Genomic DNA, 22,194 nt, shown 5'->3' with positions numbered 1-22,194 from the left:
CGGCCCGCGGCGGCGCGATGGGGAGCTCTGCCCGCCGGCGGCTCCCCCCGTGGGCGCCGGCCCGGCTGGGCCTCCACGACTATGACATAAGACCGGCGACTTTAGAAACCCCGGGACTTAGTCCAGGACCAGGCCCCTGCCCTGTCCGCGCTGCAGTTCCACCGGCAGGATCTCGCCGAAACCACGCACGTTTTCCGCCTCCCGGGGCAGCAGGACGAAGCGCTCGTCGTGCTCCAGGGCGGCGGCGGTCATGGAGTCCACCAGCACGGTGCCGGGGTCCGCGAGCGCCGTCAGCCGGGCGGCCAGGTTGACGGTGGGCCCGTAGATGTCGCCGAGCCTGGAGAGGATGCGACCCCAGACCATCGCCACCCGGGCCTGGGGAAGGATCTCGTCGTCGTTGAAGGCCTGTGAGAGGGCCAGGGAGATCTCCGCGCCCGCGGCGGGGGTCTCGGCAATGTAGAGGACTTCGTCGCCCACGGTCTTGACCAGGCGGCCGCCGCCCACGGAGATGATCTCCGCGCACTTGTTTTCGAACCGCTGCACCAGTTGGGCCAGGGTCTTCTCGTTCATCCGGCGCGAGAGGCTGGTGTAGGAGACCAGGTCGGCGAAGCCGACGGCGCGGGCCAGGGGCAGCGGCGCGTCGTCCTCATCGCCCTCGCGGCCCTCTTCGCTGGAGGCCAGCCCAGCCTCGGCGCGGACGGCCAGGCGCTGCACGCCCGCGTTGAGCTGCCGGCGCCAGGAGTAGACGAGCACCTCCTCCAGGGCGTCCACCAGGGCGGGCAGCTGGCCGACAAGCTGCTTGCGGGCGACGGCGTCGCTGACACCCTGCTGGTGGACCATGTCCTCGACCAGGGCCTCGATCTGCCAGACCACCATGCGGTCCGTCATCTGGCCGATGGCGCGGGTGACGGAGATGGCCGCTTCCTCGGTGAGTGTGCCGGTGCGGACCAGGCCCACCACGGTGTTCAGGGCGGTCAGGTCCGCCTCGGTGAAGGCCACGTCCTCGTCTCCGAGGTTCGGGAAGCCGAGGGCGCGCCATAGCTTCCGGGCCGAGAGCAGGGACAGGCCGGCCCCGGCGGCCACCTCGCGGCGGCGGAGCTTGCGTTCGCCGCCGAGCAGCCGCTGTTCGAGGGCCTTGATGGCCAGCCGTTCGGGCGACATGGCGCCGGTGGCGGGGTGGGCGGCGACGGCCTGGGCGCGGGCCGAGGTCGCCGCGGCGTCCGCATCGGCGTCGGCCGGGTCGGAACCGGCATCGGCGGCGTCGTCGGTCAGGGTTTCGGGATCGACTGTCCCGACAGCAGCGCCGTCAGCGGCACCTTCAGCAGCGGCGTCGCCTGCCGTGTCCAGCACCGCGGCCTCCAAGGCGGCGGGGTCAACGACGGCGTCGGGCACGTCGGAGGGCTCGGGAGCCAGGAGTCCGGTGTCCGGGTGCGCGTTCTCAGCGGTCATCTCGTCCACCTTCCCTCATCTCCCATGGCCATTCGTCGGAGCCGTCGTCCGTACCGCCGTCGTTCATCACTTCGCCCTCCGGAAGCTCTTCCATCGCCTCGAGGATGAAGCGCCGGAAGGTCATGACTTCCGGGACGTCGGGAATCACCGTGTTTGCGGGGTACCCGGTGTCCAAGGATATATTCCCGGACCGCAGGCTCCGCTGAAGCAACGACTGATCGACAAACACATTACGGACTGCGACGAGCGGAACCTGCTGGTCGCGGCGGCGGAGCATGCCGTTGCGGGCCACCAGGCGCCGGCTGGTCAGGATGTAGCGGCTGCCCTGCCAGGCCACCAGCCGGGGCAGCCCGTAGGAGAGCACGGCCCACGCGGCCACCACCAGGCACGCCCCGGTCAGCCAGGGCGTCCATTCCGCGGTCACCAGCGGCAGCAGCTTGCCCGGTCCGCCCTTGGTGATCCAGGCGCAGGCGTAGGCGGTAAGGGCCGCTACGACGATCAGGAGCAGCGCCGGTCCGATCAGGGTCCGGGGCTGCGGGCGGGTGGCCACGATGACCTGCTCGCCCGGGAACAGCTCTTTACGCATAGCCGCTTTCGGTGCCGGGCGGGCTCCACGGGCGCAGGTGGACGACGTCGCCGGCGGTCACCACATGCTCCCGGCCGCGCTCGTCCACCACCAGCAGCGAGCCGTACTCGTCCAGCCGGCTGGCGTGGCCGATGATCTCGTGGTCGCCGGGCAGCTGGGCCCTGACCTGCTTGCCCAAGGTGGTGAGCACGTGCTCCACCCGCTTGTGCAGGGCGGGTCCGCCGGCCAGGCCCGCGGCGGGGTCGCCGTCGGCGTTGCAGAAGCCGCGGTACAGCGTGCAGAAGCGGGACAGGTAGCTCTTGAGCAGCTCGGTCCGGTCCACGGTGCGGGGGTTCTCCAGCAGCACGGACGTGGCGGTGGGTACCGGCAGCTCCGCGCCTGTCAGGGTGACGTTCAGTCCGGTGCCGAGGATCACCGGCGGGACGGCACCGTCGCCCACGGGGCCCAGCTGGGCGAGGATGCCGGCGATCTTCTTCCCGCGCACCAGCACGTCGTTGGGCCACTTGAGCTCGGCCGGGATCCCGGCGGTTTCCAGCAGGGCCTCGCGCAGCGCCAGCGCTCCCAGCAGCGAGAGCCAGGAGTAGGAGTCGGTGGGCAGCGGCCGGCCGTCGGCGTTGACCGGGCGGAGCACGATCGAGACGGAGACCGAGCTGCGGGCGGGGGCCTCCCAGTGCCGGTCCAGCCGGCCGCGGGCCGCGCTCTGGTGTTCGGCGGTCAGTACAGTTAGGTCCGGATACGACGCCGGGTCCACGGTGACGCCGCGCAGCAGGTCCGCATTGGTGGAGCCGGTGGAGTCGACCACACTCACCCCGGCGAGCCCGTTCCCGGCCAGGAAGGCAGGATCGGTCAGGGCCGCCCGGTCCAGCGGCGGACGGTCAGGGTTTCGCTGCTCGGCTTCCATGCTTGAATCCTACCGAGTTGCGGCCTCCCCGGCGCCGGTGACAGCCCGTCACCGGCGGCATGGTCGGGGAACTCAGAGGAAAATGTCAGGAACCAGCTGATCTTCCGGGGCGCCCATGCTGTAGGGGGTGAAGTCCGTGACGCCGGCGGCCTTGAGGACCTGCTCGTCGGTGTAGAAGTTTCCACTCCAGCTACCCGATTCGGGGATGGCGTTGCCCGCGGTGAGGATGGCGTGCGCGGCGTCGGCCATGATCTCCGGGCCGCGGGCGCCGCGGACGATGCGGTCCCCGCCGGGCATGTTGCGGATGGCGGCGGTGTCCACCAGCGTGCAGGGCCAGAGCGAGTTGACGCTGATGCCGTCCACCTTGAGCTCCTCGGCCAGGCCCAGGGTGGTCAGGCTCATGCCGTACTTGGCCATGGTGTACGCCAGGTGCAGGCCGGCCCACTTGGGGTCCAGGTTCAGCGGCGGCGAGAGGGTCAGGATCTGGCCGGCCTCAGACTCGCGCAGTGCCGGCAGGGACAGCTTGCTCAGCAGGAACGTGCCGCGGACGTTGATGTCCTGCATCAGGTCGTAACGCTTCATGTCCACGGCGTCGGTCTTGGACAGGTCGATCGCCGAGGCATTGTTGATAACGATGTCGATCCCGCCGAACCGCTCGACCGTGGACGTCACGGCGCCTTCGACGTCGCCGTCGTTGCGCACGTCCCCGACCAGCGGCAGGGCCCGGCCGCCGGCCGCCTCAATCTGCTCGGCGGCGGTGTAGACAGTGCCCTCCAGCTTGGCGTGCGGCTGGCCGGTCTTGGCCAGCAGGGCGATGTTGGCCCCGTCCCGGGCGGCGCGCAGGGCGATGGCCAGGCCGATGCCGCGGCTGCCGCCAGACATCAGGATGGTGCGGCCGGCCAGGGACCCGGTGGCGCGGTAGGGGCCCGGCTGCTGGGCGGCGGAGGTGTCCAAAGCGTCATTGCTGGAAGTCATGGCACTACCCTAACCGATGTTACCCGCCAGTAACATCCCCTTTTTCCCATGTGCCGTACAGCCCCACCCGCCGCGAATTCGGTCGAAAATTGTAGGGTTTCTACAGCGGCAAGCTCGAATACCGTTACTAGACTTGCGACAGCGGCCCTGCTTTTGTGTGGATTCACCTAAACGGCGAATTCCCCGCACGGGCCGGGGCTAACGCCCACGACCGACAGAGAACGTCAGCACAGAACAACAGAGCCGGAGACACCTGATGAGCCACGATCTGACCACGACTGCGGGAAAGATTGCCGATTTCCGCGACCGCCAGGCCCGTGCCGAGCAGCCCTCCGGCCCCGAAGCCATCGCCAAGCAGCATGCCCGCGGCAAGAACACCGCCCGCGAGCGCATCGACCTGCTCCTCGACGCCGGCTCCTTCGTGGAGTTCGATGCCCTGGCCGTGCACCGCTCCACCGCGTTTGGCATGGAGAAGAAGAAGCCCCTCGGCGACGGGCTGGTCTCCGGCTACGGCACCGTCGACGGCCGGCCGGTCGCCGTCTACAGCCAGGACTTCTCCGTCTACGGCGGGTCCCTCAGCCAGGTCAACGGCGAGAAGATCGTCAAGGTCCAGGAATTCGCGCTGCGCAACGGCTGCCCGGTGGTCGGCATCCTCGACGGCGGCGGCGCCCGCATCCAGGAGGGCGTCGCCTCGCTGGCCATGTTCGCGGACATCTTCCGCAACAACGTCCACGCCTCCGGCGTCGTCCCGCAGATCTCCCTCATCATGGGCCCCTCCGCCGGCGGCGCGGCCTACTCCCCCGCCCTGACCGACTACGTGGTCATGGTGGACAAGACCTCGCACATGTTCATTACCGGCCCCGACGTGATCAAGACCGTCACCGGCGAGGACGTGGACATGGAGACCCTGGGCGGCGCCCGCCAGCACAACGCCAACACCGGCACCTCCACCTACCTGGCCGCCGACGAGGCCGACGCCGTCGAGTTCGTCCGCGAACTGCTGGACTTCCTGCCCTCGAACAATCTGGCCGAGGCCCCCGTGCTGGAGCATGCGCAGGAACTTGAGCTCGACGACGATGACCTCGCCCTGGACGCGCTCATCCCGGACTCGGCCAACCAGCCGTACGACATGCGCAAGGTGATCGAGCAGATCGTCGACGACGCGCACTTCCTGGAGATGCAGTCCCTCTACGCGCCCAACGTGATCATTGGCTACGGCCGGGTCGAGGGCCACACCGTGGGCATCGTGGCCAACCAGCCGATGCAGTTCGCCGGCACCCTGGACATCGCCGCCTCGGAGAAGGCCGCCCGCTTCGTTCGGCACTGCGACGCCTTCAACATCCCGATCATCACCCTGGTGGACGTGCCCGGCTTCCTGCCCGGCAAGGACCAGGAGTTCCAGGGCATCATCCGCCGCGGCGCCAAGCTGCTCTACGCCTACGCCGAGGCCACCGTGCCGAAGCTGACCGTCATCACCCGCAAGGCCTACGGCGGAGCGTACATCGTGATGGGCTCCAAGAAGCTGGGCGCGGACCTGAACCTCGCCTGGCCCACAGCGCAGATCGGCGTCATGGGCGCCCAGGGCGCCGTCAACATCCTGTACCGCCGCGAACTGGCGGCCGTGGCGGAGGCCGGCGGCGACGTCGAGGCCAAGCGCGCCGAGGTCATCCGGCAGTACGAGGAGGAGCTCCTCAACCCGTACCAGGCTGCCGAGCTTGGCTACGTCGACGCCGTGATCGCCCCGTCGGAGACCCGGCTGCAGATCATCAAGGGCCTGCGGGCGCTCCGAGACAAGCGCGCCAGCCTGCCCGCCAAGAAGCACGGGAACATCCCGCTGTGACCGCCGCTCCAGACCCCGCAGCCGCGCCGGCGGAGCAGCCCCTGCTGGCCGTCGTCAAAGGCGATCCCACCGCGGAGGAACTCGCCGCGCTTACCGCCGTCGTCCTGTCCCTGGGCAGCGGCGCGCCGGCGGAGGCGAAGCAGCCCAGCGCCCGTCACTGGATCCGCCGGCAGCAGCTGCAGCTGGCCCCCAAGCCCGGCCCGGGCTCGTGGAAACGCAGCCGCGGCTAAAAGTTCAGTAACCCTTTCATAACTGCGCGGGCCGGGCTAGTGTCGGTCGGGTGACTATCGAAACCAACACCCCCGCCGCCGGCACGCCGGCCCGCCCGCAGACCCGGATCGACGCCGTCGCCGACGCGTACACGGACACCCTGATCCGGCTCAACCCGAGCTTCGCCACCGAACTGGGCCTGCCCGGCCACGAGACCGAGTACCCGGACTTCTCCCCCGCCGGCCATGACGCGTTCGCCGCCGCGGCCCGCGAGGCGCTGGACGCCCTGGACGGGCTGGAGCCGGAGGACGACGTCGACGCCGTCACCCTGGACGCGATGCGCGAGCGCCTGGGCCTGGAGCTGGAAATCCACGAGTCGGGCTGGGGCCTGGCCGAGTTGAACAACATCGAATCCCCGGCCCAGCAGATCCGGGCCATCTTCGACCTGATGCCCACGGCCACCACCACGGACTGGGACCACATCGCCGGCCGCGCGCACAACATCGGCGGCGCCATCGACGGCTACATCGAATCCCTCCGCGCGGCCAAGGCCGACGGCAAGGTCTCCGCCGCGCGCCAGGTGCGGATCGTCATCGAGCAGACCACCAAGTACGCCGCCGAGGACGGTTTCTTCGCCAAGCTCGCCGCCGGCGCCCGCACCGGTGACGGCCCGCTTCCGGCAGACCTGCAGTCGGACCTCGACGCCGGTGCCGCGGACGCCCGCGTGGCCTACTCCCGCCTGGCCGGGTTCCTCGAATCCGAGCTGCTGCCGGTCGCCCCGGACAAGGACGCCGTGGGCCGCGAACGCTACGCCTTGGCCTCCCGCCAGTTCCTCGGCGCCGCCGTTGACCTCGAGGAAACCTACGCCTGGGGCGTGCAGGAACTGGACCGGCTGATCGCCGAGCAGGAGCGCGTCGCGGACCAGATCCGCCCCGGCGCCACCATCGAAGAGGCCAAGGAGATCCTGAACAACGACCCGGCGCGCCAGCTCAAGGGCACCGACGCGCTCCAGGCCTGGATGCAGGAACTCTCGGACAAAGCAGTGGCGGACCTCGCCGGCGTGCACTTCGAGATCCCGGACATCATGAAGACCCTGGAATGCCGGATCGCCCCCACCGACGAGGGCGGCATCTACTACACCGGCCCGTCCGAGGACTTCAGCCGCCCGGGCCGGATGTGGTGGTCCGTACCCGCCGGCGAGGACACCTTCACCACGTGGGCCGAGACCACCACCGTGTTCCACGAGGGCGTCCCGGGCCACCACCTGCAGGTTGCCACCGCCGTCTACCGCCGCGAGCTGCTGAACAAGTGGCGCCGCAGCGTCTGCTGGACCTCAGGTCACGGCGAGGGCTGGGCGCTGTACGCCGAGAAGCTGATGCAGGAACTGGGCTACCTCAAAGATCCGGGTGACCACATGGGCATGCTGGACATGCAGCGGATGCGCGCGGCCCGCGTGGTCTTCGACATCGGCGTGCACCTGGAGCTCGAGGTCCCCGAGCGCTGGGGCAGCGGCACCTGGACCTCGGAGAAGGGCTTCGAGTTCCTCAAGGCCAACCTGCCGATCAGCGAGGGCCAGCTGAAGTTCGAGTTCACCCGCTACCTGGGCTGGCCGGGCCAGGCCCCGTCCTACAAGGTTGGCCAGCGGCTCTGGGAGCAGATCCGGGCCGAGCTGGAGTCCCGCCCCGGCTTCGACCTCAAGGCGTTCCACACCAAGGCGCTGAACATGGGCTCGGTGGGGCTGGACACGCTGAAGCGGGCGCTGCTGGGCTAGTTTTTCGGGGCTGGCTTTTCGGGGCTAGCCTCTCGGGGCTAGCTCAGGCAGAGGCAGAAGGGGTGGCCGGCCGGGTCCAGGAAGACCCGGAAGGTCTCCCCCGGCTGGTGCTCGTGCCGGGTCGCGCCAAGCTCCAGCACCGCCGCCTCGGCCGCGTCGAGGTCGTCAACGGTCAGGTCCAGGTGCATCTGCTGCGGCATTTCCTGGCCCGGCCACTGCGGCGGGACGAAGGATTCCACTTTCTGGAAATTGATCGAGTCGCCGTACTCGGCGCGGATGGAGGTCCACCCCTCGTCGTCCTGCTCGATGGTCCAGTCGAGCAGGGCGCCGTAAAACCGCGCCAGGGCCCGGGGGTCGGGGCAGTCGAGGACGACGGCGGGAAAGCGTGCGATAGCCATGGCGCCACTCTAGGGCGCATCCTGCCGAGAGACAATCACCACACTCCGGGCCGGAATAACTTCACAATGGGGCAGTCTTTCGGCGTCGTTGCAGGGTTTTTCGAAGCACAACGCAAAATCTGCCGCGTAACATTTCTCAACATTGGTTCGTCGTGGTAAGGGCCGTGGTCCTAGCGTATTCGGGTGACCACTCAGACAAGTACCCCCGCAACCGCAGGCAAGCCCGGTTTTCGGCTGCCACGCTGGGCCGGCTCGTTCGGCTTCCAGATCATCGCCGCGCTGATCGTCGGCCTGGGACTCGGCCTGCTCGCGAAGTACACGGGCAGCACCAAGGCGGCCCCGAACGCCCTCGGCGCCACGCTGCAGACCATCGGCTCGAGCTACGTCTCGCTGCTGCAGACGGCCGTCGTCCCGCTGATCTTCACCGCCGTCGTCAGCTCCATCTCCAACCTCCGCGCCGTCTCCAACGCGGCCCGGCTGGCCTGGAACACGCTGCTCTGGTTCGCGATCACCTCGCTGATCGCGGTCCTGATCGGCATGGGCCTGGGCGTCCTGCTGCAGCCCGGCGCCGGCACCGGCATCACCCAGGAAGCCAAGTACACCGGCAAGTCCGGCGACTGGTGGGCGTTCCTGATCGGACTCTTCCCGAAGAACTTCCTGGGCCTGGGCGCCAGCACCACCGTCGCCGACGGCACCGCCACCACGGCCGTGAGCTTCAACGTCCTCCAGATCCTGGTGATCGCGATCGCCGTCGGCATCGCCGCGCTCAAGGTGGGCAAGGCCGCCGAGCCGTTCCTGAACCTCAACGCCTCCGCCCTGGCCGTCATCCAGAAGGTCCTCTGGTGGATCATCCGGATCGCCCCGCTGGGCACCGTCGGCCTGATCGGCAACGCCGTCGCCGTCTACGGCTGGGACACCATCGGCTCGCTCGGCAAGTTCGCCGTCGCCATCTACGCCGGCCTGGTGCTGGTCCTGTTCGTGGTCTACCCGGTCCTGATCCGCAGCCACGGCCTGTCCATCAAGCAGTACTTCTCCGGTGTGTGGCCGGCCGTGCAGCTGGCCTTCGTCTCGCGCTCCTCGGTGGGAACCCTGCCGCTGACCCAGCGCGTCACCGAACGGTCCCTGGGCGTCCCCCGCGCCTACGCCTCCTTCGCCGTGCCGCTGGGCGCCACCACCAAGATGGACGGCTGCGCCGCGATCTACCCGGCCGTGTCCGCGATCTTCGTGGCCCAGTTCTTCGGCATCCAGCTGGACTTCAGCCAGTACCTGCTGATCGCACTGGTCTCCGTCCTGGGCTCCGCCGCGACAGCCGGCACCACTGGCGCCGTCGTGATGCTGACCCTGACGCTCTCCACACTGGGCCTGCCGCTGGCCGGCGTCGGCCTCCTGCTGGCGATCGACCCGATCCTCGACATGGGCCGCACCGCGGTCAACGTCGCCGGCCAGGCGCTGGTCCCCACGATCGTCGCGAAGCGCCAGGGCATCCTGGACGAGGCGCTCTACAACGCCCCGCGCAACGGTGACCCCTTTGCCGACGACGACGCCGAGTCCGAGGGCTCCGACCCGACCGCCGCGGCCATCAGCCGCGAGGCCGACGCCGACGAGTTCGAGGGCGGGCGCCTGGTGGGCAGCAAGGCCTGACCTACCCGCCACAAGTAAAGGTCCCCGGGAGGTATGTCTCCCGGGGACCTTTCTTTTAATCCCGCCTCATCGGCGTCGTTTCGTTTTCGGTCAGCGTCCGCCGCCGCCGATGACGCCCTTCTCGACGGCCTTGGTGACAGCATCCGCCTCGGCCTGGGTGAGGGTGCCGCTGCTGACGGCCTTGTCCAGCTTCGTCTTCAGCGCGGCCGCGTGCTTGGCCTGGGCCTCGGACTTCAATTCATCCAGCGCCGCGGTGACCTTGGCTTCGTCGATTCCCAGCGAGGAGGCGAGCGACTTGGCCAGCTCCGCCTCCATCGCGGCGCGGTCCGGCTTGGCGCCCTGGGCCGGCGGCGTGGACGGCTTGTGCGCGTCACGGAAGGCCTTCAGGGCATCGACCACCTTGGTCTTGTCCACGCCCAGCTTGGTGGCGAGTTCCGCGGCCTTGACGCCGGCCATGCCTTCGCGGTCGCCGCGGCCGTGGCCGCCGCGCATCCCGTCGCCGTCGCCCTTGGTGGTGCTGCCGTCGGCGGGCGCGCTGGAGCTGGCGCTCGGGCTGGGGGCGTAAGTGGTGGTGGCGGAAGCCATCCCGGCCACCCCGAGGCCTGCGCCCAGGGCCAGGGCGGTGGCCGAGACGCCGAGCGTGATTCTCTTGGTACGTGACATGCGATGTCTCCTGGTCTGCCGTCAGCGACGGCGGTGTCAGTCTTACGGTGTGCGGCGGCCCGGAAACCATGGTGGCTGACGGACCGGCCGCTCTTCCAGTGTGTACTGCCCTTTTCTGCGTGGGCTGTTGGGAACCTTTTAGCTTCCTGTGAATGCTGATGACTGGTTAGGCTCAGGGCATGCTGATCGTCACCACCAACGACATCCCCGGCCACCGCATCGACGCCGTCTTCGGGGAGGTCATGGGTCTCACCGTCCGCTCGCGCGACGTCGGCGCCCAGGTGGTGGCGGGCTTCCGTTCGCTGGCGGGCGGAGAACTGCGCGAATTGACCGATGTGCTCTACGAGAGCCGGCAGGAGGTCATGGCCCGAATGGTGGCTGAGGCGGCCCAGCGCGGCGCCAATGCGATCGTGGCGATGCGCTTCGACACCGCTCACATGGCCAACAGCTGGTCCGAAATCTGCGCCTACGGCACGGCGGTCTACGCGATTCCGCTGACCAGCGGCGAGCCGGGCGCCACCGGACAGTCGATCCAGCTGACGACGCCGTCATAAATTTGCCCGGAGTGCAAAGATGCACTTAGTGTAATTCCATGCCCCCATCCGCGACCGGTCCCGGCGCTCCCGCGGCCGCACCCTCCCGGCGTGAACTGAACAAGGCCGCCACCCGTCAGGCCATCATCGACGCCGCCCTCGGCTTGCTGCGCGCCAGCGGCCCGGGCAACTTCACGGTCGAGGAAATCGCCGACGCGGCCGGAATCTCCCGCCGCACCTTCTTCAACTACTTCGGCAGCACCGACGCCGTCATCGCCTCGGTCACGCACGGCTTCCTGGACACCGCGCTGCAGCAGTTCCGGCTGCGACCGGTCAGCGAACCCATCCTGGAGGCAGCCAAGGCCTCGCTGATGGCCCTCGCTGATCCCATGACCATCGCCCCGCTGGCAGAGCTGTACACGCTCGGCCTCTCCAACCCGCAGCTGAACCGCTCGGAACTGGAGGCCTGGGACCACTGCACCGCCGAGATCATCGACGCCGCCCGGTCCCGCTTCACCGGTCCGGCCGGGGCGCTCGACGAGCTCTATCTGCGGGCGCTGGCCAGCTCGGTCATCGCCTGCGGGAAGGCCGCCATGGACCTCTGGTTCGACCGCTGCCACGGCGACCTCTCCCCCGCGTCGTTGTCCACCCTCCGCCAGCTCCTTATTGACTCCATGAGCCTGCTGGGCTCCGGATTCGCTTCCCCGGCGGCCGCCCCGGCCGCCCCTTCCACCGCCACCCCTTCCCCAGATCGGTTCTGACATGGCACTCCTGCTGTACCGCCTCGGCAAGTTCTCCTACCGCCACCGCTGGCTGGTCATTTCGCTGTGGCTCGCCGTCATGGTGGCCGTCGGCGGGGCCGCCGCCGCCTTCCACGGCACCCTCAGCAACAACTTCCAGATCCCGGGCACCGAGACCCAGCAGATGGCGGACAAGCTCAAGAAAGACCTGCCATCGTCCTCCGGCGGCTCCGCCACGGTGGTCTTCGAGGCCAACGACGCGCAGTTCAGCCAGGCAGGCAAGGACGCGGTGTCCGCCGCCCTGGCCAAGCTCAAGACCATTCCGGACGTGCAGGGAACCGTGGACCCTTTCACCACCCAGGCGCAGCTGGACAAGGCAGGCACCGACCTGGCCGCCGGCGAGCAGCAGGCAGCCGCCGGCAAGGCCCAGTTGGACGCGTCGGCAGCGGAGTTGGCCGCCGGCAAGGCCAAGCTGGACGCCGCCGAGGCGCAGCTGAAGGCCGCCGGCCTGCCGGATGCCGCCATCGAGGCCCAGCTCGGCCAGCAGAAGGCGGCCCTCGCAGCCGGGCAGGCGAAGCTCAACGCGGGCACCAAGGACCTGGCCGCCGGCGACGCCAAGCTCGCGCTCGGAAAACGCCAGCTGGAGGCCTCCAAGGGTCTCCGGTTTGTCTCCGAGGACGGCAAGGCCGCGATCGCCCAGGTGCAGTTCAAGACCTCGATCAACGGCCTGAAGCCGGAGGTCCGGCAGCAGGTTCAGGACATCGTCAACGAGGTCTCCGCCGCCAATGTCACCGCCCTGCCCAGCAAGGAAATCAGCGAGGACATCTCGGAACTCTTCGGCACCGCGGAGGTCATCGGCATCGCCGTCGCCGCTCTGGTCCTGATCGTCATGCTCGGCACCCTGGTGGCAGCCGGCCTGCCGCTGCTGATGGCAATCGTGGGTGTGGCCGTCGGCGTCGGCGGGACCTTCGCGCTCAGCGGCGCCGTGGACATGAGCTCCATCTCCCCGATGCTGGCCCTGATGCTGGGGCTTGCCGTCGGCATCGACTACTCGCTCTTCATCGTCAACCGGCACCGCGGCCAGCTGCTCTCCGGCATGGACACGGAGGAGTCCGTGGCACTCGCCACCGGCACCTCCGGCAACGCAGTGATGTTCGCCGGGCTGACCGTCATCATCGCCCTGGCCGCCCTGGTGGTGCCCGGGCTGCCGTTCCTGGCCGTGATGGGCCTCTCCGCCGCCGCCACGGTGGCTGTCGCCGTCGTCGTCGCCCTGACGCTGACGCCGGCCATCCTCTCGCTGGTGGGCCGGAAGCTGATCTCGAAGCGGGCCTGGGCCAAGGCCGAACGGCACAACGCCGACCCCGGCCACGACTCGGAGGACCGGGAGCGGGACGAGTACCGCGGCAGCCACGGCTGGGGCGGCGTCGTCACCAAGCACCCGTGGCTGGCGCTCCTGGCCGGCGTGATCCTGCTGGGCGTCGTGGCGCTGCCGGCCAGCCAGCTGCGGCTCGCCCTGCCGGACGCCAGCTCTGAACCGGTGGCCTCCACCGCGTTCAAGGCCTACGACGTCACCAAGCGCAGCTTCGGCGAAGGCATGACCGGGCCGATCATCGTGGTGGGCGACTTCCCCGAGGGCCTGGACGCGGCCGCCGCGCAGGCCAAGCAGTTCGACGTCGCCGACATCCTGCGGAAGACCGAGAACGTGGCCGCCGCCGTGCCGTTGGCCCTCAGTGAGGACCGCCGGACCGCCGTGTTCCAGGTGCTGCCGAAGGAGGGTCCGGCCAGCGCCAGCACCGTCCAGGTGGTGGCCGATCTGCGGGCCGAGAAGGGCCAGATCAAGGACCAGACCGGGGTGTCTATCGGCCTGACCGGCCAGACCGCGGGCAACGTGGACGTCTCCACCAAGCTGGGCGACGCGCTGCCGCCGTACCTGGCGATCGTGGTGGGGCTCTCGCTGATCCTGCTGCTGCTGGTGTTCCGCTCCGTGGTGGTTCCGCTGCTGGCCACCGGCGGCTTCCTGCTCTCGCTCGCGGCGGCGTTCGGCGCCGTGGTGGCCGTGTACCAGTGGGGCTGGCTGGGGTCCGTGTTCGGTGTGGAGAATCCGGGCGCGGTGCTGAGCTTCCTGCCCATCATCCTGATCGGCGTGCTGTTCGGCCTGGCGATGGATTACCAGGTGTTCATTACCTCCGGCATGCGTGAGGCGTACATGCACGGCGAGACCGCCAAGCACGCGGTCCGGTCCGGCTTCAGCCACGCGGCCGCAGTGGTGACCGCCGCCGCGATCATCATGGTGAGTGTGTTCTCCGGCTTCATCTTCTCGCACCTGAACATGGTCCGGCCGCTGGGCTTCGCGATGGCGTTCGGCGTGCTGGTGGACGCGTTCGTGGTGCGCATGACGATCGTCCCGGCGGTCATGTACCTGCTGGGCAGCAAGGCGTGGTGGCTGCCGCGCTGGCTGGACCGGATTCTCCCGGACGTCGACGTCGAAGGCGCCAAGCTGCGCAAGGCCGACGCCGACGGCGAGGCCGCCGAGTCCGAGCCCGCCGGGGTCGCCGTGCGGTAACGAGGTCCCCGAGCGGGTCACGCTCCCCGACGGCGCCTGCGCACCGCGGCTGTCGCCGCCCAGCGAATGCCGCCGCTCGGATGCCGACCAACGAACGCCGCCCGTCGATCCCTGTGATCGGCGGGCGGTGTTCGTCATTCCGGGAAGTCTTCCCTGCCTGATGACCATCTCCTCGTCTGCACGGCACGGGCCTGCGGCAACAATTAACTTGCCGTCTCAGAAAGTTATTTATTACTCTTTCCATCATGGAAAATCATTCACGCCGGCTTCCGTCCCCTGAGGACGCCAACGCGCTCCTTGCCGAACTGGGCTCCGACCGGAATGTCCTCGCTGATAGCGTCCGGGTTCCCACCACGCTTATGGCCGCTCTCGGAGCCTGCGCAGCCTGGTGGGTCTCCGCCGCGGCCGCGACAACTCCGGGCGCGGGCTACCAGCCGCCGACGTCCGGCTGGCTGGGCCTTGTAGCCGTCCTCATCATCGTTCATCTCATCCGCCGCGAGACGGGCATCCGGTTCCGCACCCTGGGTCTGCGGGCCACCGTGTTGCTCGCAGTCATCCTGGTGGCATGCCTCGCGTTGTTCTCGGTGTCCTTGGCCCTGGTTTCCCTTGGCGCTGCCTGGGCCGTGGCTCTGACCAGTCTCTCTGCGTTCGGGGCCGTTATGTGGCTGTCCGGGGCTGCCTTCCGTTCCGCACTGGAGCACCTCCGCCGTGGCTGAGGCACGCTTTGACGAGCTCATCCACGCCCCGGTGCGTCTTCGGATCTGCGGACTCCTGCGCCCGGTCGACACGATGGATTTCGCGATTCTGCGGGACACCCTGGGAGTCTCCGACGCGACCCTGTCTAAGCATCTGAAAGCCCTCACCGATGCCGGGTACGCCAGCACCACCAAGTCGGCCTCGGCCGCCCGCAGCGACGCCCGCCGGCTGACCTGGGTGGGACTCACCCCGGTCGGCCGGAAAGCGTTCGGGGCTCATGTCCGGGCTCTGCAGGACATCGCGGGTACCTCGGGCTGAGGTCCGCAGGGTGACGAGGACCCACCCCGCGGCGCCCCGCCCGAACACTCCTTCTACCCTGCCCGTGGAACGGCGTCGGTTCCGCGGTATCTCTTGAGCTCCTTCCTTCGCCCGGGGCTCTCACCCCTGCCCGACCGCATCGGAACCTCCGCTGCCGCGGTTCGCGCCCTCGCGGCAGTACCGGGAAGCGGCGGGGCAATCGACGAGTAAGTGTGGCCGGTGGGCGTCGTCAGTTCAAAGGCGTGGCGACCCTCTGACGGTCTGCCATCGGTCCGGGCTCTGTCTGCCGATCGGGCGGTCCAGCCGGGGGTTTCTTTGGTGTGGTTGCAGGCCTCGCAAAGTCCGGCGCCGTTGGCCGCTGTGGTGGCTCCGCCGCGGTGCCAGGGAACGACGTGGTCCAGGTGCCGGATGGGCGCGTCGCAATAGGGGGTGCGGCAGGTGTTGTCGCGGATTACGATGAACCGGCGCAGGCCCGCGGGGAAGAGCCGGGCCCGGGAGTCCATGCCGACGAGTTCGCCGGTGCTGGGCGCGGTGTAGAGCCGGCGGATCCAGACCTCGAACCCCTTGCCGTTGGGAGCGGTGCCGGCGGCGTTCCTGTGCGTCCCCTTCGGTTGAGACGGTTCACTTACACCGGCTCTCTTCCCTCCCGATGCCACGAGTTTCCTGGCCCATCCGGCCGGCACAATGCCGTAGCCGGCAAGCCTGGCGGGTTCACTGTCTCCGGCGAGGAGGGTCCGGTCGGTCATAACGAGCTGAACCTCGATGCCGGTGATCCCGCCCGGTGTGCCGGTGATGCGTTCGACCAGGGTGTCCGCCATCAGCTGGGCGCGGGATCGTGGGTCTCCGGTGGCGCGGGCGGTGTCGGCGTGCAGGGTCAGGGCCGCGTAGGCGGCGACTCCGGCGGCGACGGGGAGCAGGGCGGTGAGGTAGCACATGGTGTCCGGTGCCGGGCGGAGGCTGACACTGCGTTCGGTTTCGGCGTGGGCTGCGCGTTGGGTGACGGATCTCGGGTCGTGCCGGTAGGCGGCGGCTTTGGCGGCGGAGATGATGGCACGGTCGCCGACGCCGTCGTAGGTGCCGGTGTCGGCGGCGAGTTCCTCATCCACCGCGGCACGGTCAGCAGAGTCGAGGAAGGCGGTTTCGCGGACCAGGAGCGTGGTGCGCCATTCGTTCAGGCGCCCGGTGTCGAGGGCGGCCAGGGTGTGCGGCATCTCGGTCACCAGCGCCCGGGCCAGACCCAGTAACCGGGACCCTTTGGCCGGGGATTCCCGCCGCGCCAACGCGATCTCCGCCCCGACGCCGGCGCCGAGCTGATCAGCGGGCAAGCCAAGAGCGGCCTGGTCCCGCCGCCGTAGCAGGTCCAGTGCCACGGCCAACCTGGCCTGCCGGGCCGAGATCGTCGATTTCCGGTCCTCCAGGACGCGGAGCTCATCGATGATCGCCGCCGCGTCTCCCACCACCGGGACCGCGCCGACTGAATCCTCGAAAAGCTGCCGACTGCCTTCCATGACCCCATTCAATCGGAGGGGTCTGACAATTTAGGCCCGCCCCCCGCCATAACGTCGGACCTCTGCCGCCGGGGCTGAGACCTGACGACGGTCATGCGGCCACGCGGCCGGAAGCCGTCCTCGGCGACGCACCGTCGTCGTCCGCTGCGCTTTGATGCGCGGCGGCCGCCCCGACCAAGCCCGCACCCCACCGGATACCCACCGAACCCGCCACACTGTCAGCCCGAGGAACTACGCTGGTTCCGTGACCCGTCTGATCCTCGCCTCCCAGTCCCCCGCCCGCACCAAGCTGCTCAGCAACGCCGGCATCGCGCACACCGTTCTCGTCTCGGACGTCGATGAGGACGCCGTCCAGGCCCGCTACGGCGTAACCGACCCGCACGACACCGCCCTCCTCCTGGCCCGCGCCAAGGCCGAGGCGGTCGCGTCGCTGCCCGAGGCGGAGGGCGCCCTGGTGATCGGCTGCGATTCCGTCTTCGAATTCGACGGCGAAGCCCACGGCAAGCCCTACACCCCCGAGGTCGCCAAGGAACGCATGCTCCGGATGAGTGGCAGTATGGGCATCCTGCACACCGGCCACTGGCTGGTCGACTGCCGGGACACGGACGAAGCGGACGACGACGGCGGCACCGGTTCCGGTGCGACGCTCGGCTCCGTCGCCTCGGCCGAGGTGCACTTCATGGAGATGAGCGAGGCGGAAATCGACAGGTACATCGCCACCGAAGAGCCGCTCCTCTGCGCCGGGTCGTTCACCATCGACGGCTACGGCGGGGCGTTCATCCGCAAGGTCGACGGCGACCCGCACACCGTCGTCGGGCTCTCCATCTCCACCCTCCGCGGCCTCCTGGCCCAGGCGGGAGTCAGCGTCACACAGCTGTGGACTGGCGGCGCCGCCAATCCCGCCGAAGTCCGCGCCGAGTGAGGCAATTCGCACGGCCTTGTAGGAACCCCACAAAGGAATAGCGGTTTACGCGCGGGATCCGCAAGGAATCTCGGCGGAACCCACAAAACCGCGCTAGGCTCCGTGAAGGAAAGAAGGAGACGCCTTGTCAGCTATTTCGGAGCAGTCCGTCCAGTCCGCGCCCGCCGCAACCCAGCCGGGCACCCGTCGCCTGAGCAAGGTGCTGATCGCCAATCGCGGCGAGATCGCGGTGCGCATCATCCGCGCCGCCCGTGACGAAGGCCTGGCCTCGGTGGCCGTCTACGCCGATCCGGACCGCGACGCGCTGCACGTCAAGCTCGCCGACGAGGCCTACGCGCTCGGCGGCAACACTGCGGGCGAGTCCTACCTGGTCATGGACAAGCTGATCGAGGTGGCCCTGCGCTCCGGCGCCGACGCCGTCCACCCCGGCTACGGCTTCCTGGCCGAGAACGCCGAGTTCGCCGCCAAGGTCATCGCCGCCGGCATCACCTGGATCGGCCCCTCCCCCGAGGCCATCTCCGCCCTCGGTGACAAGGTCCAGGCCCGGCACATCGCCGAAAAGGTCGGTGCGCCCCAGGTTCCCGGCACCGCCGACCCCGTCAGCTCCGCCGAGGAAATCCTCGAATTCGTCGACAAGTTCGGCCTCCCGGTCGCCATCAAGGCGGCCTTCGGCGGCGGCGGCCGCGGCATCAAGGTCGCCCGCACCCGCGAGGAGATCCCCGAACTGTTCGAATCCGCCGTCCGCGAGGCCACCGCAGCCTTCGGCCGCGGCGAATGCTTCATCGAACGCTTCCTCGACGCTCCCCGCCACGTCGAAACCCAGTGTCTGGCCGACGCGCACGGCAACGTCGTCGTCGTCTCCACCCGCGACTGCTCACTGCAGCGCCGCAACCAGAAACTGGTCGAAGAGGCCCCCGCACCGTTCCTCACCGACGAGCAGAACCAGCGCCTCTACGAATCCTCCAAAGCCATCCTTAAAGAGGCCGGCTACCTCGGCGCGGGCACCTGCGAATTCCTGGTCGGCCAGGATGGCACCATCTCCTTCCTCGAGGTCAACACCCGCCTTCAGGTGGAGCACTGCGTCTCCGAGGAAGTCACCGGCATCGACCTGGTCCGCGAACAGTTCCGGCTGGCCCGCGGCGAGGAGCTCGGCTACGGCGATCCCGAGGTCCGCGGCCACTCGATCGAATTCCGCATCACCGGCGAGGACCCGGGCCGGAACTTCATGCCCGCCCCCGGCACCATCACCGCCCTGAAGAACCCCACCGGCCCCGGCGTCCGGATCGACTCCGGCGTGGAGCAGGGCGACGTCATCAGCGGCAACTTCGACTCCATGCTCTCCAAGCTGATCATCACCGGCGCCACCCGCGAGCAGGCCCTGCAGCGCTCCCGCCGCGCCCTCGAGGAAATGGTGGTCGAAGGAATCCCCACCGTCATCCCGTTCGATCTCGCCGTCGTCAGCAACCCCGACTTCGCCCCGGCGGAGGGACCGTTCAAGGTCCACACCCGCTGGATCGAGACCGCCTTCGTCAACGACATCCCCGCTTGGACCCCGGGCGGCGCCACCGCCGAGGCGGCCGACGCCGGCGAACGCCAGCGCGTCGTCGTCGAGGTCGGCGGCAAGCGGATGGAAGTCGTCCTGCCGGCATCGCTCGGAACCGTCAGCGGCGGCGGCAAGCCCGCCAAGGCCAAGAAGCGCTCCCGCAGCGCCGCCGGTCCCGCCGCGGCAGCCGGCGGCAACGCCCTGACCTCCCCCATGCAGGGCACTATCGTCAAGGTGGCCGTCGCCGAGGGTGAGCGCGTCGCCGAGGGCGATCTTGTGGTGGTGCTGGAAGCCATGAAGATGGAGCAGCCGCTGACCGCGCACCGCGCCGGCATCGTCATCGGCCTGTCCGCCTCCGCCGGAGAGACTGTCTCCGCCGGTGCCGTGATCGCCATGATCGAGGATGGCGAGGGCGCCGAATAGCGGCCGCGTCGGCGGCGGTGCAGACTTAGGTCTGTGAAGCCCTTCCTGCTGCTCGCCTCCCGCGCGGAGGACGCCGCCGCCGACGACGAATATCTCGCCTACCTGCGCTACACCGGTCTGGCCGAGTCCGGGCTGCATCGGATCCGGATGGAGGCCGCGCCCCTGCCGCCACTGGACCTGGAGCGGTACTCGGGCGTGATTGTCGGCGGCAGCCCGTTCACCTCCAGCGACCCCGCTGAGGACAAAACCGACGTCCAGCACCGGGTGGAAAAGGACCTGTTCGCCCTGCTGGACCGGATCGTGGCCGAGGATTTCCCGTTCCTGGGCGCCTGCTACGGCGTCGGTACCCTGGGCCTGCACCAGGGCGCAGTGATCGACCGGACCTACGGCGAGGGGCTGGGCGGAGTGACCGTCAGCCAGACCGACGCGGGCCGGCAGGACCCGCTGCTGCGCGGGCTGCCGGAATCATTCACGGCGTTCGTCGGGCACAAGGAGGCCTGCACCGTGCTGCCCGGCGGCGCGGTGCTGCTGGCCAGCTCCGAGACCTGCCCGGTGCAGATGTTCCGGATCCGGTCCAACCTCTATGCCACCCAGTTCCATCCGGAGCTCGACGCCGACGGGCTCACCACCCGGATCGATATCTACCGGCACGCCGGCTACTTCCCGCCGGAATCCGCCGAGGAACTCATTGCCCAGGCCCGGACCCACACCGTGACCGAGCCGATGGCCATCCTGCGCAACTTCGTGGAGCGGTACGCGCGCTAGCCCGCAAGGAGAGCCGCCGCCGTCGTACGTTCCTCCCCGGTTACCGCCCACCGCACCCTCCCCGGACACGGAAATGCCCGGAGTGTCGGGTGCGCACGCCGGGCATTTGCCGCAGTAACCGGGGAGGAGCGTCAGGCCACGTTGTTCTCGTAGTCCAGATCGCGGGTCTCGCGGCTGATGAACAGTGCGATCAGCGTCAGCACGGCCATGACCGAGAGGTAGACGCCCACCAGGACGGGGCTGCCCTTGGCGGACTCCCACAGCCAGACGGCGATGAACGGAGCCACGGCCGCACCCAGGATGGAGGAGACGTTGTAGCTGATGGCCGAGCCGGTGTACCGGACGTTGGTCGGGAAGAGCTCCGGCAGCAGCGCACCCATCGGTCCGAAGGTCAGGCCCATCAGGGAGAAGCCGATGATCAGCAGGCCCATGGCACCGGCGAACCCGGCGCTGAACAGCGGCACGAAGAGCAGGCCGAAGACGAAGATGCCGGTGGTGACGGCGAGCAGCATCTTGCGGCGTCCGTACTTCTCGGCCAGCGGGCCGGAGACCAGGGTGAAGATGCCGAAGAACACGACGCCGGCGATCAGCATCCAGAGGAAGTCGTTGCGGGAGTAGCCCAGGCCCGGGACGAACGCGGCCGCGGCGGCCTCGCTCATCGGCTTGCCGGCCTTCTCAGCGGCGGCCTGCGCGCCGGCCAGGGTCGGCTTGGTGCCGTAGGTCAGCGTGAACGTGGTCATCAGGTAGAAGAGCACGTAGGTGGCCAGCATGATGAAGGTGCCCAGGATCAGCGGGCGCCAGCTGGTCTTGAAGACCCGGCCCAACGGCAGCTTGGCGACCTCGTTGCTCTCCAGCACCTTGGTGAAGGCGGGCGTTTCGATCAGCTTCAGCCGGACGTACAGGCCGATGATGACCATGACGGCGCTGACCAGGAACGGCACGCGCCAGCCCCAGTCGCTGAAGGCCTGCGGGCTCAGGGTGTAGCTGAAGACCAGGAAGAGCACGTTGGCGATGATGAAGCCGATCGGCGCGCCCAGCTGCGGGAACGTTCCGTAGATCGCGCGCTTGTTGGCCGGGGCGTTCTCCGTCGCGAGCAGCGCGGCGCCGCTCCATTCGCCGCCGAGGGCCAGGCCCTGGGCGAAGCGCATGACCACCAGCAGTGCCGGCGCCCAGAATTCCCAGCCCGGAACCAGGGCGGTGGGAAGGCAGCCAATCAGGAAGGTGGCGATGCCCATGGTGAGCAGCGAGGCCACGAGGGTGCCCTTGCGGCCGAACTTGTCACCGAAGTGCCCGAAGACGATCGAGCCGAGCGGACGGGCGACGAACGCGACGCCGAAGACGGCGAAGGAGCTCAGGAGCTGGGTGGTCTCGTTCTGGCCCGGGAAGAATAGCTTCGGGAAGACCAGGACTGCGGCCGTGGCGTAGACGTAGAAGTCGTAGAACTCGACGGTGGTGCCGATCAGGCTGGCAACGATCACGCGGCCGCGCGAGTTCACCTGCTTGGCGGATCCATGCTCCGTCGACATGGCGGTGGGTGACATGTGAGAACGCTTTCATCAAGACCGGCGGCCCACGCGGGCCGTCCGGCAAAGGAGTGGAATATATCTGCCATATTATGCGGGACTGTCCACGAGTTGGACATTTATTTCACTATTTGGACATCCGCGTGTCGCCCGGATCCGGGGCCGGATGGCCCGGGATGCCGCCGGCGTCTCACGCCCTGGCTGAACCCCGGATAGGCAAACGTCA

At 69.0% G+C, this 22,194-nt stretch carries 20 protein-coding genes; 12 read left to right on the top strand and 8 right to left on the bottom strand.

The features are described from left to right. Positions 1-117 precede the first annotated feature (117 nt). The 4 genes from ACFVY3_RS08150 to ACFVY3_RS08135 all read right to left on the bottom strand — a co-directional run bounded on the left by ACFVY3_RS08150 (position 118) and on the right by ACFVY3_RS08135 (position 3,911). Positions 118-1,449, bottom strand: a complete 1,332-nt coding sequence (locus tag ACFVY3_RS08150; protein ID WP_400159365.1) for an adenylate/guanylate cyclase domain-containing protein — start codon at positions 1,447-1,449, stop codon at positions 118-120. Further along, positions 1,439-2,035 (bottom strand): PH domain-containing protein, encoded by a 597-nt coding sequence (locus tag ACFVY3_RS08145; protein ID WP_364136974.1) that lies wholly within the window; start codon positions 2,033-2,035, stop codon positions 1,439-1,441. Before ACFVY3_RS08145 ends, ACFVY3_RS08150 begins: the two co-directional genes overlap by 11 nt. Continuing rightward, on the bottom strand, positions 2,028-2,936 hold the full coding sequence (locus ACFVY3_RS08140; RefSeq protein WP_400159364.1) for a biotin--[acetyl-CoA-carboxylase] ligase: 909 nt from the start codon (positions 2,934-2,936) through the stop codon (positions 2,028-2,030). The genes ACFVY3_RS08145 and ACFVY3_RS08140 overlap by 8 nt, the downstream gene beginning before the upstream one ends. A gap of 72 nt (positions 2,937-3,008) precedes the next feature. Then, the gene (locus ACFVY3_RS08135) at positions 3,009-3,911 is read right to left on the bottom strand and encodes an SDR family oxidoreductase (RefSeq protein WP_400159363.1); all 903 of its coding nucleotides are present in this window, start codon (positions 3,909-3,911) and stop codon (positions 3,009-3,011) included. 256 nt (positions 3,912-4,167) lie between these two features. Between ACFVY3_RS08135 and ACFVY3_RS08130 the strand changes: the two genes are divergently transcribed. Genes ACFVY3_RS08130 through ACFVY3_RS08120 form a run of 3 tightly spaced genes read left to right on the top strand, consistent with a single transcriptional unit; the run spans position 4,168 to position 7,732 of the window. Further along, positions 4,168-5,751 carry an acyl-CoA carboxylase subunit beta gene (locus tag ACFVY3_RS08130; RefSeq protein ID WP_400159362.1) on the top strand — a complete coding sequence of 528 codons (1,584 nt, stop codon included), beginning with the start codon at positions 4,168-4,170 and terminating at the stop codon, positions 5,749-5,751. Then, positions 5,748-5,981 (top strand): acyl-CoA carboxylase subunit epsilon, encoded by a 234-nt coding sequence (locus ACFVY3_RS08125; protein WP_290258463.1) that lies wholly within the window; start codon positions 5,748-5,750, stop codon positions 5,979-5,981. The genes ACFVY3_RS08130 and ACFVY3_RS08125 overlap by 4 nt, the downstream gene beginning before the upstream one ends. A 50-nt stretch (positions 5,982-6,031) precedes the next feature. Next, positions 6,032-7,732 (top strand): DUF885 domain-containing protein, encoded by a 1,701-nt coding sequence (locus tag ACFVY3_RS08120; RefSeq protein WP_400159361.1) that lies wholly within the window; start codon positions 6,032-6,034, stop codon positions 7,730-7,732. Between the two features lie 38 nt (positions 7,733-7,770). Here the strand turns inward: ACFVY3_RS08120 and ACFVY3_RS08115 are convergent, their stop codons facing one another. After that, entirely contained in the window at positions 7,771-8,130 is a 360-nt protein-coding gene (locus tag ACFVY3_RS08115; RefSeq protein ID WP_290258465.1) for a VOC family protein, read from the bottom strand. A 183-nt stretch (positions 8,131-8,313) separates the two neighbouring features. Between ACFVY3_RS08115 and ACFVY3_RS08110 the strand changes: the two genes are divergently transcribed. After that, entirely contained in the window at positions 8,314-9,771 is a 1,458-nt protein-coding gene (locus ACFVY3_RS08110) for a dicarboxylate/amino acid:cation symporter (RefSeq protein ID WP_400159360.1), read from the top strand. 90 nt (positions 9,772-9,861) lie between these two features. Here ACFVY3_RS08110 and ACFVY3_RS08105 read toward each other — a convergent pair whose 3' ends face one another. Beyond that, entirely contained in the window at positions 9,862-10,434 is a 573-nt protein-coding gene (locus ACFVY3_RS08105) for a hypothetical protein (protein ID WP_400159359.1), read from the bottom strand. A gap of 179 nt (positions 10,435-10,613) precedes the next feature. On the opposite strand from ACFVY3_RS08105, the gene ACFVY3_RS08100 reads away from it, so the two are divergent. The 5 genes from ACFVY3_RS08100 (at position 10,614) to ACFVY3_RS08080 (ending at position 15,284) form a co-directional block, all read left to right on the top strand. After that, a complete protein-coding gene (locus ACFVY3_RS08100) occupies positions 10,614-10,988 on the top strand; it encodes a YbjQ family protein (protein WP_400159358.1) in 375 nt (124 codons plus the stop codon). A 38-nt stretch (positions 10,989-11,026) separates the two neighbouring features. Further along, positions 11,027-11,728 carry a TetR/AcrR family transcriptional regulator gene (locus tag ACFVY3_RS08095; RefSeq protein WP_400159357.1) on the top strand — a complete coding sequence of 234 codons (702 nt, stop codon included), beginning with the start codon at positions 11,027-11,029 and terminating at the stop codon, positions 11,726-11,728. Position 11,729: 1 nt separating this feature from the next. After that, positions 11,730-14,270: an MMPL family transporter gene (locus ACFVY3_RS08090; protein WP_400159356.1), complete on the top strand. Its 2,541-nt coding sequence runs from the start codon at positions 11,730-11,732 to the stop codon at positions 14,268-14,270. 245 nt (positions 14,271-14,515) lie between these two features. Then, a complete protein-coding gene (locus ACFVY3_RS08085) occupies positions 14,516-14,986 on the top strand; it encodes a hypothetical protein (protein ID WP_400159355.1) in 471 nt (156 codons plus the stop codon). Continuing rightward, entirely contained in the window at positions 14,979-15,284 is a 306-nt protein-coding gene (locus ACFVY3_RS08080; RefSeq protein WP_364136953.1) for a transcriptional regulator, read from the top strand. The genes ACFVY3_RS08085 and ACFVY3_RS08080 overlap by 8 nt, the downstream gene beginning before the upstream one ends. Before the next feature lie 53 nt (positions 15,285-15,337). Here the strand turns inward: ACFVY3_RS08080 and ACFVY3_RS08075 are convergent, their stop codons facing one another. Then, on the bottom strand, positions 15,338-16,792 hold the full coding sequence (locus ACFVY3_RS08075; protein ID WP_400159354.1) for an HNH endonuclease: 1,455 nt from the start codon (positions 16,790-16,792) through the stop codon (positions 15,338-15,340). Positions 16,793-17,036: 244 nt separating this feature from the next. Here ACFVY3_RS08075 and ACFVY3_RS08070 point away from each other — a divergent pair, with 244 nt between their 5' ends. The 3 genes from ACFVY3_RS08070 to ACFVY3_RS08060 all read left to right on the top strand — a co-directional run bounded on the left by ACFVY3_RS08070 (position 17,037) and on the right by ACFVY3_RS08060 (position 20,445). Beyond that, the gene (locus ACFVY3_RS08070) at positions 17,037-17,714 is read left to right on the top strand and encodes a Maf family protein (RefSeq protein ID WP_400159353.1); all 678 of its coding nucleotides are present in this window, start codon (positions 17,037-17,039) and stop codon (positions 17,712-17,714) included. A gap of 133 nt (positions 17,715-17,847) precedes the next feature. Then, on the top strand, positions 17,848-19,680 hold the full coding sequence (locus ACFVY3_RS08065) for an acetyl/propionyl/methylcrotonyl-CoA carboxylase subunit alpha (protein ID WP_400159494.1): 1,833 nt from the start codon (positions 17,848-17,850) through the stop codon (positions 19,678-19,680). A gap of 33 nt (positions 19,681-19,713) precedes the next feature. Then, positions 19,714-20,445, top strand: coding sequence for a glutamine amidotransferase (locus tag ACFVY3_RS08060; RefSeq protein WP_400159352.1), 732 nt, complete (start codon positions 19,714-19,716; stop codon positions 20,443-20,445). 131 nt (positions 20,446-20,576) lie between these two features. Here the strand turns inward: ACFVY3_RS08060 and ACFVY3_RS08055 are convergent, their stop codons facing one another. Beyond that, the gene (locus tag ACFVY3_RS08055) at positions 20,577-21,986 is read right to left on the bottom strand and encodes an MFS transporter (RefSeq protein ID WP_400159351.1); all 1,410 of its coding nucleotides are present in this window, start codon (positions 21,984-21,986) and stop codon (positions 20,577-20,579) included. Positions 21,987-22,194: the final 208 nt, after the last annotated feature.

Source organism: Arthrobacter sp. BPSS-3 (genome assembly GCF_044628475.1).
Classification (GTDB): Bacteria; Actinomycetota; Actinomycetes; order Actinomycetales; family Micrococcaceae; genus Arthrobacter.
The sequence above is the reverse complement of the archived record's forward strand: the minus strand, read 5'-3'. Positions and strand labels throughout refer to the sequence as shown.